The sequence below is a fragment of the Lutibacter sp. genome, from assembly GCF_041596795.1.
Taxonomy (GTDB): Bacteria; Bacteroidota; Bacteroidia; order Flavobacteriales; family Flavobacteriaceae; genus Lutibacter.
This window is the reverse complement of the sequence record NZ_JBFHHX010000082.1, coordinates 1-15608: the sequence shown is the minus strand read 5'-3', so window position 1 is coordinate 15608 and position 15608 is coordinate 1. Positions and strand designations below refer to the sequence as shown.

The following is a 15608-nucleotide window of genomic DNA, read 5'->3' as shown; positions in this document are numbered from 1 at the left end:
TGAAGAAGCACAGGTTTTTGCTATAAGCTCACCTATTTTAAAATATAAGGGGTTAACAGTAAATGTAGAATTACCTCAAAGTTTATGGTATACTAACCAATCAAGTACGATACAAAGCATAGCTATAGATTTTAATGATGGTTCTGGTTATGTACATATTACATTTGGTAATAACTATAGTTTAGTGTATACTAAGGAAGGAGTTTATGACTGGGTTTATAAATTAACTCTTTCTAATGGTCAAGTACTTTATAGCTATAGTAAAATAATTATTGAAGAAACTGCACCGACTAAATTATGGATTAATAGAAGTGTATATTAAAATTATTTTTTATGAAAACATATTTAAAATTTATTTTATTGGTAATACTATTTACAAGTTGTGATAAAGATGATACACCTAAAGATCCAATAGACCAGTTACCAGAAGCTACACAAACAGGGGAAAATACTATTGGATGTTTGGTAAATGGAGAAGCTTTTACAGATAGTGGATTAATGGTTAACTTTTATCAAAAAGTAGATGGAAAGTACAACCTTGTTATTAATTGGGACGATGGGACAAATATAGCTTCCAGAGACGGACAGTTGGTTTTAGTACAAATTAAAGAAATTCAAGAAAACTATACTTATATTCTGAATTATAGTGATTATGCAGATGGGGACTTTATTGGAGGTTCGGCAACATTTACAACTAATATGCCTGATCTTGAAGGTCAATATGAAACGAATAAAAACTACACAGGTCAAATATATTTTACAAGATTTGATTCAGAAAATCAAATTATGTCAGGAACTTTCTCTTTTGAAGCAGAAGAAATACTTTTTGGAGGAAGTGTTTCAATAACTGATGGACGATTTGATTTAACATTTACAAAATAAAATTATTATGAAAAAAATTATACAAATATTAACCTTTTTATGTGTATTTAATATCTATGCTGATGTTCCTTATGATACAATTTATGTTCAACCTATAATAGCAACTAAAGCTTATTTAGGGGAGTTTGGAACTGCAACTTTGCAAATTGATGATGCTGGAGGTGATGGTTTTATTACAAAACATAACAAACCTAACAAATAATGATAATCTGTTAGATTTTTTTATACCTCCTTTAAAAAACCATAAAAAAATTAAACGCTAGTATTTGTATTTTAATCCATTTTATTTTTTAGGATATTTACAATAACCCTATGTAATACAAACACTTATATTACACTACCTTTTGGTTCTTTACTAATTATTTGTTATTTTTAAACGGTTTATCTTTAAATCTTTATTCTAAATAAATTAGAAATTAAAAGACTAATATTCATTATTCTTTTAAAAAATACCTCGTTATAAATCCTCAAAGCTTTAGTAGTATTAATTCATTTTATAAAATGAAAAATACCCCTTTTAAAACAAAAATGAAATAACTCCAAATTAATAACTAATAAAACAAAACATTATGGACAGAAAAGATTTTTTAAAAGTTACAAGTGCAATGAGTGTAGGATTATTTGCAGTTCCCAATATTACATTTGGCAAAGAGATGATTAAATTAAATACAAAATCGCCCAAAATTGTACGGAACGGAGATGGGAAAAAAATAAATGTTATAGGTGATATACAAACCTTTAAACTAACTGGAAAAGACACTGGAGGCTTATTTACTCTTATTGAAGAAGAAAATGAACCCGGTGTAGGAATTCCACCACACGTTCATTCAAACGAAGATGAAGTTTTTAAAGTTATAGAAGGTGAAATGGAATTAACAGTGGGAGATACAACTACCGTATTAAAAGCAGGCGATTTAGCTTTTGGACCAAGAGGAATTCCACATTCGTGGAAAATTATTGGAGATAAAAAAGCAAAAGTTATTTTAAGTGTTTTCCCTTCAGGGATTGAAAACATGTTTGAAGAATTAGGAAATTTACCACCAGGCCCACCAAATTTTGCAATTGTTAGTGAAATTTGTGGTAGGTATGGAGTTGAATTTATTAAATAGTTTTTTTTGAAACCCAAGTATGGTTAACAATTTACAAAAAAATATATGGTAACTCTAGGTGCTCTAATATTTAAAATATAAAATCCTGTTAGATTTTTTTAATCTGATAGGATTTTTTACTATAGAGTTTTGCGTTAAGGATTGAGCGGTTTGTTTGAGCTCTTTTTTGGTTGATTTTTAAAACAAAAAAAGCGAGTAGTGAAAGCCTGACCCAAAGGGGAACGCCCAAAAAAAATTAAAAGAAAAACCAGCCGTGACAACCAGCCACAGCTCCAAAAATGGTTATTAAACTTAAAAGTAACAATACCCAATGTGCTTTGTGCATAAAATTGAAGGTTTTTTCTGGATTTTTAGTGGCGTACTTTTTAAATAGCTTATGTAATACAAATGGCTCTAAAATATACAATACAACCGTAAAAAGCACCCAAACTAGTACCATTGTATGAAACCACCAATAACGCGGCTCTAAAAAACGATTCCAGGCATTTAAAGCATATACCATATAAAAACCAGAAATACCGGTTATAAGTGTTGTTATTTTGGCTTGTAGGGCAAATCTTCCTTCTATCTTTTCGAAGGTTTCTATTTGCTCTTCTTTAGATTTCATTTGTTTTACTGCCGGAATAATTACTGTTGTAACCATAGCAACACCGCCAATCCATAAAACAACAGCTAAAACATGTAAAACTCGAGCTAAGGTAAAATATTCCATACTAAAAAAATTTAATATTGCGTATACGTATGCACACTTGTTTTGGCTACTGGTAAATAGTTTACGCCAAACCAACACACCAATAAAACCACAAATGCCAAGGCTAAAATGGTAAGTGCTTGTTTACTATTATTTACATGAAAATGGCGGTAATGAATGTAAATTAAATAACCCATCCAAGTTAAAAATGCCCAAACTTCTTTTGGATCCCAAGTCCAATAGTGTCCCCAAGCTTCTTTTGCCCAAAGTGCACCAAAAAGTAACCCTAAGGTTAAAAATGCAAAACCTATATACACTAGGTTATCGGCTAGTTTTAGGGTTTCTATATTAAAATTTCCTTTATAATTATCGTACCATCCTTTTATGGCTACAATACTTGATGCCGCTAAAACTGCGTACGAAAATAAATAAACCAATACGTGTGGTATAAACCACGGACTTTGTAAGGCTGGCATTAGGGTTTTTGAGTAGGTTTCTGGATTTAAATAATTAATTACCAAAAACATACTTGCCATTACAAAGCTGTAGGCTAAAAACCATTTATATTTCCAACGAATATAAGTTACAAAACCAATTAGTGGTAAAAATGTTGCGTACCACAAACGTGTTTCTCCTAAGGTTCGCATTGGTGGACGATCTAACTCAAGCCATAATTTTACAACAAATAAAATCATTACTGCCCAACCTATTAAAAATGCCGAAGTTGCAAATTTAAATGCTGATTGCTTTTTATAAGAAACAACTAAAAACACTAAACCTATAACCCAAAAGGCTACTATTATTGAACTATATAAAGGAAAGTCTATCCAGGTCATTATTCTTTATTTTTAGTTATTTTATTTCCCATCCAAAACATATATATAGCACCTGCAATCATCATAAAAATTCCGATATAGATTAGCGGTAACCAAGGATCTTTTACAAGCTCTAAAACGCTTAAATTACTCCATTTTCCCATTTTATCATCGTAGCTAAGCTGGTAAATTTTCCAGCCTTTGTATTTAAAAGGTTTGTTAACTTCTAAAACGGTGCTTATACGTTCTCCTTCTTGGGTTAAAATATCAATATCTGAACTAAATTTCTTTACTTCAGGAATGGTCATTACTACAGAGTAATCTTCGCTAATTTTCAACGATTCGTAAGGGTAACGGAAACTACCACTGCTTATCCAAGCATTTTGTATAGAATCGTTTTCAATATTTTTTACCGTAATTTTTGCCGCTGGTGGTGAACCAATTTCGTTTACAGCTTCGTATCGCATTCCAAAACGAATGGCATTTGGCAAAAATTCATCAATTTTTACTTCAAAATTATGGAAATAGTACGTTTCTCCTTTTTCAACTAGGTATAGATTTTTTCCATCATTATGGGCAATATTTCCTGTTTTATTATCAACCAATGCTAATTTTGGATTGTATTCATCAATTATAAAATCTTTTAAATAAAAGGCAAAAGGCAATTCAATTTCATTTCTATTGCCATCGGTAGCAATAAAACTAGGTTTGTTTTCGTAAACATTTATAGATAAACGCTGTAAATCACCGGTTCCTAACATTCCTGCAGTTAAGGCTAAAAATAACCCTGTGTGATTTAAAATAAAACCAAAATTAGCCCATTTAAATTGTAAAATTCTTTTTATTGAAATTAAGCCTAAACAGGTTAAAAACTGAAATAGAATTAATAAAAACGCCCAATTGCTGGTAATGCGATTTAATCCAAGATTATTAATAATATTATTTTCTGATGGAATTTGCGGGATGATTCCCATTATCATTACCAAAAAAGTAATTAATGTAATAGATGAAATTGATGCTGGAACTTTAGTTAACCAACGAACAATTTGCGAATTTGTAAACCATTTATATGCTACAAAAAGCAGTAAAACATATCCTATTAAAAAAACTACATTGTAAGGATATGATAAGGTAAAAGCATTATTTGAAGTAGAAAATACTTCTAAAAACAGCCCTGTAACTATAAGTCCAATTCCTATAAAAAAAGATTCAACATAACCCCACGGATTTTCCCAAAGATTGCGCTGTATTTGTGGTTGATTTTTATTCATATTTTTGTTAAATGCTTTAATTTGTTAAAATTTAATAGCCTAAAATTGAAAGCATTTTAAGGGCATAACGTTTTCCGAGTTCTCTATAACCTTCGGAATTAAAATGAACATCATCAGAGGTTACACCACAGCCATCTGAAGAAATAATGTGTGCAGTTGGTATTACTTGTGGTAAGGTTCCAATTATTGCATTCATACTTGCACATTTACCATTTTGATTTTCGTGAACAACTTCTCCAGCTAATAAAGGTACTTCATTGGCATTTAAAGATAAATCTTGAAGTATATTGTTATACACTTTTTGTACATACAAAGGCCAATCACTATTTCCTGTATTGGTTTCACCTTGATGCAACAAAATACCTTTAATTACGCCGTCTTTTTGTGCTAATTTAGCAAGTTCTATTAAACGTTGGTAAGGGTTTCCGCCGTAGGCTTCAATTTTATCAGTAAACCACTTTTCATTATACGTAGTATCAAAATCTTGATATATGTCTTTATCAAATAATCGAATATCACAACCACCTATTGCAACATTAATAACGCCCACTTTAATACTATCTGGTAGTTTTTCTACCATTGTTCTTCCAAAATAATCGGAAGGAGAAAGTCCGGACCAACATTGACTTAAAGGTGGAGTTGCTGCATACCAATTTCCAGTTGTACGCTCTAAATTAGGACAATTGGTGCTTTGCATCATTAAAAAACGACTATCAACAGATTTGTCTTGTTCTTCAATATCGCCTTGACCTTCCATGTTTGATTGCCCAAAACATAAATAAATTTGAAAATTAGAATTTTGTGAAAACATAACTGAAGTCCCTAAATTGATTCCTATTACTAGCAATAGTACAGTAATTTTATTAAATTTTTTCATAGTATTTTATAATTAGTTGTTTTTAAAAAATTTAAAGAAAAAAATCAATTTTAATAAAAATGCTTCTGAAAAGAATATCAGAAGCATTTTACTATTTGGGTGCTGATAATTTTGCCAAACACCTAATTTGTTAACTAATATTTAGCTTCTCTTGCTTTAGCGGCTTCCTTCCATTTTGGTAATAATTCTTTTTTGAAAGTAGCTTTTTCAGCTTTTAGTTTTTCCATATCTAAACCGATGAATTTTTGAGCAGCTTCTTTTGTTTCAATTGAAGGATAAGGAACTTCGCCTTTAAACCCTAATTGCACTAATAATTTTGCTAATTTAATTCTGGTTTCTTGTGTAATATCAATACCTTTTCCAAGAACTCTTCCAAGCTCTACAGGTGCGTGAAAAGATCCACCATGAGATGCTGCAACATAATCCCAACGCCATTGTCCTAAACGAATTCCGTGTAAAATATCTTTCATTTGAGCTTCTGTTGCTCCTAATTCCCAAGCTTTACCAGCTTCAACGTGTGCACGTACTAATAAACGCTCTAATTGATCTCTGTTTCCAATAATACGATCTTGATTATCAAAAACGTTTTTAATTAATTCGTCTTTATCTTCTCTATGGCAAACTTGACAAGAATTAGCTACATTGTTTAAAGGAGATTGAATGTGGTGATCTGTAAATTTTTGTCCACCTTCAGTTTTATAAGGCATATGACAATCTGAACAAGAAACGCCACGTTTTGCATGAATACCCATTTGGTATGTTTCGTAACCTGGATGTTGTGCTTTTAACATTGGTGCTCTACTAATTTGGTGTGTCCAATCGCTAAACCCAATATTGTCGTAATATTTTTCCATATCTTCAACTGTTTGCCCATCATCCCAAGGGAAAACTAAATAAGGAATTCCTTCTTTACCAGGTATATCTTTATTAAAATAATACTCAACGTGACATTGTGCACAAACCAACGTACGCATTTCATTATGAGTTGCTTTTGTAATATCTTTTCCTTGACGTTGGAATGCTTCAATTAAAGCTGGCTGAGTAATAGTTAATTTCATCGATTTTTCATCGTGACAGTTTGCACAACCAATAGGGTTTACAATTTGTTCACCTTTACTTGCCCATTTACCTTTGTAATAATCATCTACACCAATTTCATTAATTAAACGAGGTACATCTGGAGATTTACAGGTCCAACAAGTAGATGGCATTGGTCCATCATCTGGCCCTGTTGGTCCACCTGTACGTAATGTATTTCTTACATCATCTACAGCATAAACGTGACCACGACCTTGATTATAATCTTTAGAAAAACCATATCCTGCCCAAAGTACCACTAAACGTGGATCTTCTTCTAACATATCAATCATGGCATTTCCATTATATTTAGAACGAAAAGTAGTATCTGCAGTTTGATAGTAAGATTGAAATTCTCGAGGGAAATTTTCTCCCCAAACTTCATTTCTTGGCTCTAATTTATTAATTTTTTTAAGCGGAGTATATGCAAACTTCGCCTCCATTTTTCGAGTTGTTATAGACGACACTAAAAGTCCTAACAAAAACACAATTACTAACGATGCTAAAAAAAGCACCCAGTTTTTCCACGGTTTTCTTGTATTACTCATCTTTATTATCTTTTTTATTATCTGATTCTTTTAAATATTTAGCTAACCAATCTGGTACGGTTTCTTGATGTTCTTCAGGTATTTTTCCATAATATTTTACCGAAGATAAACTGTGTACACTTCCGTGCGGAACTTCTTGATGACATTCCCAACATTTACGTGTAGTTCTTAGTTCTTTATGATCTTCAACTGTTGCTGTTAAAGCAGCATCTGTAACTTGATCTTCGTGACAACGAATACAATTACTTTGAACAACTTCTACCCCAGCCTCTTTCATTCTAATTACCTCGGGCTCACCTCTTGTGGTAAACACTGACGCATGATACAAACCATCTTTTGCTTTAAATAAATATTTTTTGAAAAAATTATCTTGCGGAACGTGGCAATCGTTACAAGTAGCCCACTCTCTATGAGAACTATTTTGCCAAGTTGTATATTGCGGTGTCATAACATGGCAATTTGCACACGTTTTTGGATCGTCTGATAAATACGATACCGCTTTTGACTCTATCATTGCATATAAAGTAAGACCAGTTATAGCTCCCAATAAAATAATAACAGGTACAAGCCATTCTTTTGGTGGAATTAAAATTCTTAATAGTCTTTTCATATTCTTTAAAAATTTAAAAAAGATTTAAGGATAACTTTATCCTATTAACCAATCTAGTTGCAAATTTTAGTATTTTTTTAACTTTAAACTATGACAAAAGTCATAGTTGTTACAAAACAACTAAAAAAATACTCTTTTATCTTATTTTATGCTAAATAGGTTTCATTTTGAAAACAGTGGTTGTTTTCAATTTTTAAAAAAATGGTACAATTTATAAAACTTGAAAAAGAATTAAGGATTGAAAGTTTGTTGGAGTTTTATAGTTGTAAAAAAGCACTTTTAAAAAGTGAGTAACTAAAGCTTAACCCAAAGTTAATAAGCCTGTCTGTAGCATACTTTACTAAGCAAAAGACAGGCTAACAAACAATTTAAATTTTAAGGTGCCGGATTTGGTTGTAAACTTTGAATAGTATCTATTTCTTCTAATGTTTCAGCAGATAGTTCCACGTGAATACTACTAATATTTTCTTTTAACTGTTGTAGTGTTGTAGCGCCAATAATATTAGCTGTTAAAAATTCTCTTTGATTTACAAATGCTAAAGAAAGCTGTGTTAAGCTAATTCCCAATTTTGTAGCTAATTCTAAATATTTTTTCGTTAAAAATTGTGCTTGTGGATTGCTATAACGGTTGTATTGAGGAAATAATTTTATACGTGAATTTTCTGGTAGTTGACCGTTTAAATATTTACCAGAAAGCGTACCAAATGCCAAAGGTGAATAGGCAAGCAAACCAACCTTTTCACGCATAGCAACTTCGGCCAAATTAATTTCAAACAACCTGTTTAATAAAGAATATGGATTTTGAATGGTTTTACAGCGCGTTAAATTGTTTATGGAACTTTCTGAAAGCTGACGCATTAAACCCCAAGAAGTTTCATTAGAAACACCGTAATGACGAATTTTACCTTCTTTAACCAATCCATCTAAAGATTCAATAACTTCTTTAAAATTATCTTCCCAAGCTTCATTTGAGTTGTGTTTATAATTTCTTTTTCCAAAAAAATTAGTATTTCTTTCCGGCCAATGAAGTTGATAAACATCTACATAATCGGTTTGTAAGCGTTTTAAACTATTATTTACAGCCTCTAAAATAATAGGTTTTGAAAACTCCATATTTTCTCTTATATAACTAAAATAGTCACTTGGACCAGCTATTTTAGTTGCAATTACCAATTTTTCTCTTTGCTGATTTTTTAACCAACTACCAATAATTCTTTCGGTGCTTCCTTGTGTTTCTTTTCTGCCAGGAACTGAATATGCTTCGGCAGTATCAATAAAATTAACACCTTGTTCTACGGCGTAATTTAGTTGTTCATGACCTTCTTTTTCGGTGTTTTGTTCACCAAATGTCATAGTTCCTAAGCAAATTTTACTAACTTTTATAGTGGTATTTGGTATGTTTGAGTAAATCATTTTAAAAATGGTTGAAAGGTTGAAAGGTTGAAGGGTTTAAAGTTAGCAAATAGCTATTAAATTATAGTTTGAAATGTAATAAAATTATAGTTTGAACAATTTTATTGAATATAAAAACTTAGTAAGTTTTGAAGCCTTTACTAATTTGTAAAAGTAATAAAACAAGACGATAAAAAACCGCCTCAGGTTTTGAGGCGGCTTATTTTTTTAGTTTAAAAATGTATTAGGTTATTAACTTTTAAACCCTTCAACCATTAAACTTTTACACTTTTATTATTTTAAAATAGCATCAATACCTGGTAAAACTTTACCTTCTAAGCTTTCTAACATTGCTCCACCACCGGTTGATACGTAACTTACTTTGTCTTCAAAACCAAATTGTTTTACCGCTGCAACTGAATCTCCTCCTCCAACTAGTGAGAAAGTTCCATTTTTTGTAGCATTTGCAATAGAATTTCCTAAAGCAATTGTTCCTCCAGTAAACGTTTCCATTTCAAAAACACCTAACGGACCATTCCATAAAATAGTTTTAGATTCGTTTACAATTTTATCAAATAATTCTCTAGATTTTGGACCAGCATCTAAACCTTGCCATCCGTCTGGAATATTATTTATATCACAAACTTTCGTATTTGCATCGTTGCTAAAAGCATCTGCAGCAATCACATCAACAGGAATATGAACCTGAACTCCTTTTGCTTTTGCTTGTTTTAAAATATCTAATGCTAATTCTTGTTTATCATCTTCACAAATAGAATCACCAATTTTACCACCTAGAGCTTTTACAAATGAAAAACTCATACCACCACCAATAATTAAGTGATCTACTTTATCTAAAATATTTTCGATAATTGTAATTTTTGAAGAAACTTTTGATCCTCCTAAAATTGCTAATACAGGCTTCTCACCTTCTTCTAATATTTTTTTAAGACTGATGATTTCTTGTGCTAATAACGCTCCAAAACATTTAGCTTCTGGGAAAAATTTAGCCACAATTGTTGTAGATGCGTGCGCTCTATGGGCTGTACCAAATGCATCATTTACATATACATCTCCTAATTTTGCTAATTTACCAGCAAAAGCATCGTCTCCAGCTTCTTCTTCTTTGTAAAAACGTAAGTTTTCTAATAATAGAACTTCACCCATTTTTAAATCTGCAGCAGCATTTTCGGCAATATCACCAACACAGTCTGAAGCAAATTTTACTTGTACGCCAATAATTTCTGTAACTTTATCAACAATATGTTTTAACGAATATTTATCTTCAACACCTTTTGGACGACCTAAATGCGACATTAAAATTACGGCTCCACCATCTTCTAAAATTTTAATAATAGTAGCTTTTGCTGCTTCAATTCTTGTTGCGTCTGTTACGTTAAAATTCTCATCTAAAGGAACATTAAAATCTACACGGATTAATGCCTTTTTACCTTTAAAATTTATATCATTTATTGTTTTCATAATTCTATTAGATTAATATTACAAATATAAGTGAAAAATATAGGAATGCATTTAGTTTTTTACGAAAGCGATTTCAGGCTAAATATTATAAACTGAATTAATTTAAAAATTAAAAAAATGTTTTACTTTCGCTTTAATGAAGTTTTCTGAAATTTTAGGTCAAGAATATTTAAAAAGCCATTTAATAAAATCTACGGATAATGGCAGAATTTCCCATGCTCAATTATTTGTAGGTAAAGAGGGTTCAGGCGTTTTACCTATGGCAATTGCATATGCCCAATATATTTTAAGTTATAATAGCTTAGATAAAGAGGCTAGTGAATTAAAATGTGAAAAATTAATGCATCCCGATTTGCATTTTGCTTTTCCCGTTGCGGCAAACGAATCTGTTAAAAAACATCCGGTTAGTAATTTATTTTTAGAAGAATGGAGAGATTTTATTAAAACAAATCCTTATGGAAATTTATTTGAATGGTTTCAGAAAATTGGCATTGAAAACAAACAGGGAATAATTGGTGTTGATGAAGCCGAAGAAATTGTAAAATCTTTAAAATTAAAAAGTTACGAAGGAGGCCACAAGGTTATGATTATTTGGATGGCTGAAAAAATGAATTCAGCAGCCTCCAACAAATTATTAAAATTATTAGAAGAACCACCAGAAAAAACGGTTTTTCTTTTAATAACTGAAGATGATGAGCAAATAATTACTACTATTAAATCTCGTTGTCAAATATTACATTTTCCTTTATTATCTGAAACAGATATTGCTAAAGGATTGGTAGATAGAGAAGATGCAGATCCGCCAATTGCAGCGCAAATTGCATTACAAGCAGATGGAAATTTTAACAAAGCATTGCATTTATTTCACAATGATAATGCTGATGAACAATTTGAACAATGGTTTATAACCTGGATTAGAGCTGCATTTAAAGCAAAAGGAAACGCATCCGTAATTCAAGATTTAATAAATTGGAGCGATACTATTGCAAAAACCGGAAGAGAAACGCAAAAACGTTTTTTAAATTACTGTTTGCAATTTTTTAGACAAGCCTTATTACTAAATTATAGCGCCGATGAATTGGTGTTTATGGAACCTAAAACACCCGGATTTAAACTAGAAAATTTTGCGCCTTTTATTCATAGCGGAAATATTTTAGATATAAATACTGAATTAAACGATGCCATTTATCATATAGAAAGAAATGGAAATGCTAAAATTATTTTATTAGATTTATCTATTAAATTAACGCGACTTTTACACGTAAAAGAAGCATCATAAAAATAATTATGTCTATTTTTAATCAACATGCTGCTGAAATATTAATTCTGCTATTTTTTATTGTTACTTACATTTTTTCTGTTACCGAAAAATTAGCAGATTGGAAAGGAACTGTTGCATATTATAGCAATCACTTTAAAGCAACTATTCTAGAAAAATTTATGCAATTTTTATTGATAAATATTTTATTTTTTGAAATTATATCTTTAGTTCTGTTAGTTTTCGGTTTGTATAATTTAGTTTTTGAAAACTCACAACTAATAGCAAAAATAGGATTGGAAATCTCGGCAATAACATTGTTACAATTTTTAATTGGTCAGCGCATTGCAAAAGATTATCCTGGAGCAATGAACATAACAGTGTATTTTATTTTAAATTGTATAGGAATTTATTTATTAACTTAATATTTTGATTATGAAACTTTTAGGTATAGGTTCACGAATTAAACATGATGAATTTGGATTGGGTGTTATTACAAATGTTAGTGCTAAACATTATTGGGTAACTTTTATTGAAAACGGATTAGAAACTATAAATTTAGATAGCACTTTTGAAGTTATAGAAGCTGTTGAAGATGAGGTAGATACTATAAGTTTTTCTGAAGTAGAATCAATGCTAAAAAATATGTTGAAAAAATGGTCGGACATTTCAGAAATTGTTCCAATTGCGGATAAATGGAAAGGTGGAAAATTAATTTTAGAACCAGAAGATACCAACTTACAAAGCAAAGAAATTCCTATTGACACATTTTTTCATAAAATTGTAATGGTACGTGACAGAATTAGAGTTATGGAACAAAAAATAAATTCTAGCAAATTAGATGACCAAGATAAGGTTGATTTACAACAATATATCACTAGAATTTACGGAAGTTTAACAACGTTTAATATTCTATTTAAAATAAAAGAACAACAATTTACAGGATCAAAATCTTAGTAAAATTAATTTTCATTATCATAAATTTTGAAAAAAATCTCAGTTCTAAAAGAGAACGAATTATAACTTTTTAACACTAAATAAAACATAAAAAAAGCCCATTCAAAATTTTATTGAATGGGCTTTAAAAATTTATTAAGATTATAATTATTTATTATATTCTTTATTAAGCATTTCTAATACTTGTTTAGTAACATCTAAATTATCATCACCATACATTACAGTACCTTTACCTGAAGTACCAAAAATCATATTATAACCATTAGATTTTGCAAAATTACCAACTAAACTATCAACAACTTTTGTAATTATTTCGTAGCTCTCTTGAGTTTCTTTTTGCAATTCTTGAGAAGCTTGTTGCTGTTGCGCTTGTAAAAATTGTTGTTCTTGTTGCAACGCTCCTTCAGCTTCAGCTCTTTTTTGTGGAGACATAGATTGAGCAGCTTTGTAATAATTTTGAACTTTTGCCTGGAAAGGTGCAGTTAAGCTATCCAATTCTTTTGCCTTTACTTCTTGCTTTTCTTTCATTCTAGATTCCAAAGCTTTTGTACCTTCATAATCTTTCATTAAAACTTCTACATCTACATACGCAACTTTACTCTGGTTACAAGATGCTAAAACAACTGCAAAAGCAAATACTAGTAATTTTTTCATTTTATTATATTTTTATAAGCTAATTAAAATTCCTGCGAATATATGAACAAAAACGAAATTTATTGAAATTATTTTAACTATTACTTTTATTTATAGTTAAAAATATTTTTATAATAAATATTTATTGAAAATGAGTTCAATAAAAGCTTTTATACGTGTTTAAATATATTTTGATAGGTATTTTATAGTTTAAGCTTAAAAACTCTCTTAAATCGCTTTAAAATGATTTTTACCCTCTTTTTAAGGCGTAAATTAAGGAAGAATACTCCTTAGAACGCATTGCTTTTAAATTTGACATAAAACCTATATAAAAAGCCTTTAAAAAATTACTTTTCCCTGTTTTGTATTTTTCACTTAAAAGTGACACATAAAATGAGTCAAACTTCATTGGTAAAGTTTTTACTACTTCTAATTTCTCTTTTGAAAAAAGTAATTGAATGGATTTTTGAGAAAAATGCCATAAATGACGAGGAACATCAAATGCAGCCCAAAACTGTTTATAATACAAAGCATCGTAACTTTTATAATTTGGAACCGCTACTATTAAAACACCTTTTGGTTTTAATAACTTTTTAAGTTGTAAAATATATGCATTTAAGTCAGGAACATGCTCTAAAACATGCCAAAGGGTAATAACATCAAATTGCTCATGTTCTAATTCAAATATATCTTTATAAATTTTTGAGGAAGCATTCAATTTTTTTATTGCTAATTTTCTCGCACTTTCATTTGGCTCCACTCCTACTACATTCCAATTATTAGAATTACATATTTCCAAAAAATCACCCGTACCACAACCAACATCCAAAATGTTTTTTGATTCAGTTTGAAAGGAATTTATTAACTGTAACTTTTTATTTAATGTGTACTTTTTTACAACTTGATATATTTTATCAATAATTGTTTTCTTAGCATCTGTATGTGAAATATAATCGGAACTTTCATAGTAATAACCCAACTCTTCCACTGGAGGTTTTGGAGTTGTTTCTAACATAAAGAAATTAGAATTATACATTAAATCAAACTTTTTATTTGAAACCGTATAATCTACACAGGTTACATAAGGCATTTTTTCTGTATTCAAAATGATGTAGTATTATTTGATAAATTTTTATTAAAAATAATTTTTTGGCATTTCAAGTTCATAAATACTATTTAAAGAATTCTCTTCATCTCTTCTACCCTGCTTAAATTGAAATCCATTCCGCATTAATAACTTTATAGACTTCTCATTTTCGTAATGTGTAAAAGCTTCTATTTTACAAAGTTTTAATTTATTAAAACCAAAATTAATAATAGCCTTTAAACTTTCATCCATAAATCCATTTCCATGATATTTCGGATCTAAATCGTATCCTACTTCCGCAATACTATTATCAATAGAAAAATTCCATAAACAAATTGTTCCAATAATTGCAGGACTCTTTTTTAAAGCAATTCCCCACGCAATTGATTTATTTATCTCTAGATTTTTTTTGAGTTGATTGATAAAATTTAAAGCATCAGCCACGTTTTTAATTTTTCTATTTTCTGGCCTTTTAATATATTTTGTAACTGTTTTATCCGAACGTAAAAATAAAATAACATCACTATCAGATATGTCAATTCTTCTTAAAACAAGTCGATCAGATTCTAGTTCTGGAAATGGTAAAAAATTCATGTATTCATAATTTTTATTTACAAATAACCACAATAAATAAAACCAACAAACACTATCATAAAAAAGCTTTCCACAAAAAAAATTACAAATTATACACGTTCCACGTGGAACACTTTAATAATTATCTTCCCATATAAACCAATAAAACAGAAATATCACTTGGAGAAACACCACTAATTCTACCAGCCTGAGAAATAGTTTTTGGTTGAATTTTTATTAATTTTTGACGCGCCTCTATTGATAATGACTTCACTTTTTTATAATCAAAATTATCAGGAATTATAACATTCTCTAAACGATTTAATTTATCCGCTTGATTCTTTTC

General features: G+C 29.9%; 18 protein-coding genes and 1 pseudogene. 7 read left to right on the top strand and 12 right to left on the bottom strand.

Features of this window, described 5'->3' with window-relative positions:
• The 4 genes from ABY298_RS10420 to ABY298_RS10405 form a co-directional block, all read left to right on the top strand.
• Positions 1–322, top strand: a 322-nt coding sequence (locus tag ABY298_RS10420) for a hypothetical protein (protein ID WP_372745991.1), incomplete at its 5' end; no start/stop codon positions are given.
• 11 nt (positions 323–333) lie between these two features.
• Positions 334–882 carry a hypothetical protein gene (locus tag ABY298_RS10415; RefSeq protein WP_372745990.1) on the top strand — a complete coding sequence of 183 codons (549 nt, stop codon included), beginning with the start codon at positions 334–336 and terminating at the stop codon, positions 880–882.
• Between the two features lie 7 nt (positions 883–889).
• Positions 890–1084, top strand: a complete 195-nt coding sequence (locus ABY298_RS10410; RefSeq protein WP_372745989.1) for a hypothetical protein — start codon at positions 890–892, stop codon at positions 1082–1084.
• 367 nt (positions 1085–1451) lie between these two features.
• Positions 1452–1991 carry a quercetin 2,3-dioxygenase gene (locus tag ABY298_RS10405; protein WP_372745988.1) on the top strand — a complete coding sequence of 180 codons (540 nt, stop codon included), beginning with the start codon at positions 1452–1454 and terminating at the stop codon, positions 1989–1991.
• A gap of 235 nt (positions 1992–2226) precedes the next feature.
• On the opposite strand, the gene ABY298_RS10400 is transcribed toward ABY298_RS10405, so the two are convergent.
• The 8 genes from ABY298_RS10400 to pgk all read right to left on the bottom strand — a co-directional run bounded on the left by ABY298_RS10400 (position 2227) and on the right by pgk (position 10754).
• The gene (locus ABY298_RS10400) at positions 2227–2703 is read right to left on the bottom strand and encodes a hypothetical protein (protein ID WP_372745987.1); all 477 of its coding nucleotides are present in this window, start codon (positions 2701–2703) and stop codon (positions 2227–2229) included.
• A gap of 11 nt (positions 2704–2714) precedes the next feature.
• Positions 2715–3518, bottom strand: coding sequence for a cytochrome c biogenesis protein CcsA (ccsA, locus tag ABY298_RS10395; protein ID WP_372745986.1), 804 nt, complete (start codon positions 3516–3518; stop codon positions 2715–2717).
• Positions 3518–4768, bottom strand: coding sequence for a cytochrome c biogenesis protein ResB (locus tag ABY298_RS10390; RefSeq protein ID WP_372745985.1), 1251 nt, complete (start codon positions 4766–4768; stop codon positions 3518–3520). The genes ccsA and ABY298_RS10390 overlap by 1 nt, the downstream gene beginning before the upstream one ends.
• Positions 4769–4799: 31 nt before the next feature.
• The gene (locus tag ABY298_RS10385; protein ID WP_372745984.1) at positions 4800–5645 is read right to left on the bottom strand and encodes a sialate O-acetylesterase; all 846 of its coding nucleotides are present in this window, start codon (positions 5643–5645) and stop codon (positions 4800–4802) included.
• A 134-nt stretch (positions 5646–5779) separates the two neighbouring features.
• Positions 5780–7270 (bottom strand): ammonia-forming cytochrome c nitrite reductase, encoded by a 1491-nt coding sequence (nrfA, locus tag ABY298_RS10380; RefSeq protein WP_372745983.1) that lies wholly within the window; start codon positions 7268–7270, stop codon positions 5780–5782.
• Positions 7263–7880: a cytochrome c nitrite reductase small subunit gene (gene nrfH, locus ABY298_RS10375; RefSeq protein WP_372745982.1), complete on the bottom strand. Its 618-nt coding sequence runs from the start codon at positions 7878–7880 to the stop codon at positions 7263–7265. Before nrfH ends, nrfA begins: the two co-directional genes overlap by 8 nt.
• Positions 7881–8255: 375 nt before the next feature.
• Positions 8256–9293, bottom strand: a complete 1038-nt coding sequence (locus ABY298_RS10370) for an aldo/keto reductase (protein ID WP_372745981.1) — start codon at positions 9291–9293, stop codon at positions 8256–8258.
• 273 nt (positions 9294–9566) lie between these two features.
• On the bottom strand, positions 9567–10754 hold the full coding sequence (gene pgk, locus ABY298_RS10365) for a phosphoglycerate kinase (protein ID WP_372745980.1): 1188 nt from the start codon (positions 10752–10754) through the stop codon (positions 9567–9569).
• Between the two features lie 136 nt (positions 10755–10890).
• Here pgk and ABY298_RS10360 point away from each other — a divergent pair, with 136 nt between their 5' ends.
• The 3 genes from ABY298_RS10360 to ABY298_RS10350 are packed head-to-tail and all read left to right on the top strand — an operon-like array spanning position 10891 to position 12969.
• On the top strand, positions 10891–12033 hold the full coding sequence (locus tag ABY298_RS10360; protein ID WP_372745979.1) for an ATP-binding protein: 1143 nt from the start codon (positions 10891–10893) through the stop codon (positions 12031–12033).
• Positions 12034–12041: 8 nt separating this feature from the next.
• A complete protein-coding gene (locus tag ABY298_RS10355) occupies positions 12042–12437 on the top strand; it encodes a DoxX family protein (protein WP_372745978.1) in 396 nt (131 codons plus the stop codon).
• A 10-nt stretch (positions 12438–12447) separates the two neighbouring features.
• Positions 12448–12969 carry a hypothetical protein gene (locus tag ABY298_RS10350; RefSeq protein ID WP_372745977.1) on the top strand — a complete coding sequence of 174 codons (522 nt, stop codon included), beginning with the start codon at positions 12448–12450 and terminating at the stop codon, positions 12967–12969.
• Between the two features lie 147 nt (positions 12970–13116).
• Here ABY298_RS10350 and ABY298_RS10345 read toward each other — a convergent pair whose 3' ends face one another.
• The 4 genes and pseudogenes from ABY298_RS10345 to ABY298_RS10330 form a co-directional block, all read right to left on the bottom strand.
• A complete protein-coding gene (locus tag ABY298_RS10345; RefSeq protein WP_372745976.1) occupies positions 13117–13623 on the bottom strand; it encodes an OmpH family outer membrane protein in 507 nt (168 codons plus the stop codon).
• 229 nt (positions 13624–13852) lie between these two features.
• Positions 13853–14692: a class I SAM-dependent methyltransferase gene (locus tag ABY298_RS10340; protein WP_372745992.1), complete on the bottom strand. Its 840-nt coding sequence runs from the start codon at positions 14690–14692 to the stop codon at positions 13853–13855.
• Positions 14693–14737: 45 nt separating this feature from the next.
• Positions 14738–15283, bottom strand: coding sequence for a GNAT family N-acetyltransferase (locus ABY298_RS10335; RefSeq protein WP_372745975.1), 546 nt, complete (start codon positions 15281–15283; stop codon positions 14738–14740).
• Between the two features lie 121 nt (positions 15284–15404).
• Positions 15405–15608 (bottom strand): annotated as a pseudogene (locus tag ABY298_RS10330) (tRNA uridine-5-carboxymethylaminomethyl(34) synthesis enzyme MnmG); the annotation flags it as partial.

Coding starts and splice junctions, on each gene's coding strand:
- ABY298_RS10415 (WP_372745990.1), top strand. CDS start 334: ATGAAAACATATTTAAAATTTATTTTATTGGTAATACTATTTACAAGT.
- ABY298_RS10410 (WP_372745989.1), top strand. CDS start 890: ATGAAAAAAATTATACAAATATTAACCTTTTTATGTGTATTTAATATC.
- ABY298_RS10405 (WP_372745988.1), top strand. CDS start 1,452: ATGGACAGAAAAGATTTTTTAAAAGTTACAAGTGCAATGAGTGTAGGA.
- ABY298_RS10400 (WP_372745987.1), bottom strand. CDS start 2,703: ATGGAATATTTTACCTTAGCTCGAGTTTTACATGTTTTAGCTGTTGTT.
- ccsA (WP_372745986.1), bottom strand. CDS start 3,518: ATGACCTGGATAGACTTTCCTTTATATAGTTCAATAATAGTAGCCTTT.
- ABY298_RS10390 (WP_372745985.1), bottom strand. CDS start 4,768: ATGAATAAAAATCAACCACAAATACAGCGCAATCTTTGGGAAAATCCG.
- ABY298_RS10385 (WP_372745984.1), bottom strand. CDS start 5,645: ATGAAAAAATTTAATAAAATTACTGTACTATTGCTAGTAATAGGAATC.
- nrfA (WP_372745983.1), bottom strand. CDS start 7,270: ATGAGTAATACAAGAAAACCGTGGAAAAACTGGGTGCTTTTTTTAGCA.
- nrfH (WP_372745982.1), bottom strand. CDS start 7,880: ATGAAAAGACTATTAAGAATTTTAATTCCACCAAAAGAATGGCTTGTA.
- ABY298_RS10370 (WP_372745981.1), bottom strand. CDS start 9,293: ATGATTTACTCAAACATACCAAATACCACTATAAAAGTTAGTAAAATT.
- pgk (WP_372745980.1), bottom strand. CDS start 10,754: ATGAAAACAATAAATGATATAAATTTTAAAGGTAAAAAGGCATTAATC.
- ABY298_RS10360 (WP_372745979.1), top strand. CDS start 10,891: ATGAAGTTTTCTGAAATTTTAGGTCAAGAATATTTAAAAAGCCATTTA.
- ABY298_RS10355 (WP_372745978.1), top strand. CDS start 12,042: ATGTCTATTTTTAATCAACATGCTGCTGAAATATTAATTCTGCTATTT.
- ABY298_RS10350 (WP_372745977.1), top strand. CDS start 12,448: ATGAAACTTTTAGGTATAGGTTCACGAATTAAACATGATGAATTTGGA.
- ABY298_RS10345 (WP_372745976.1), bottom strand. CDS start 13,623: ATGAAAAAATTACTAGTATTTGCTTTTGCAGTTGTTTTAGCATCTTGT.
- ABY298_RS10340 (WP_372745992.1), bottom strand. CDS start 14,692: ATGCCTTATGTAACCTGTGTAGATTATACGGTTTCAAATAAAAAGTTT.
- ABY298_RS10335 (WP_372745975.1), bottom strand. CDS start 15,283: ATGAATTTTTTACCATTTCCAGAACTAGAATCTGATCGACTTGTTTTA.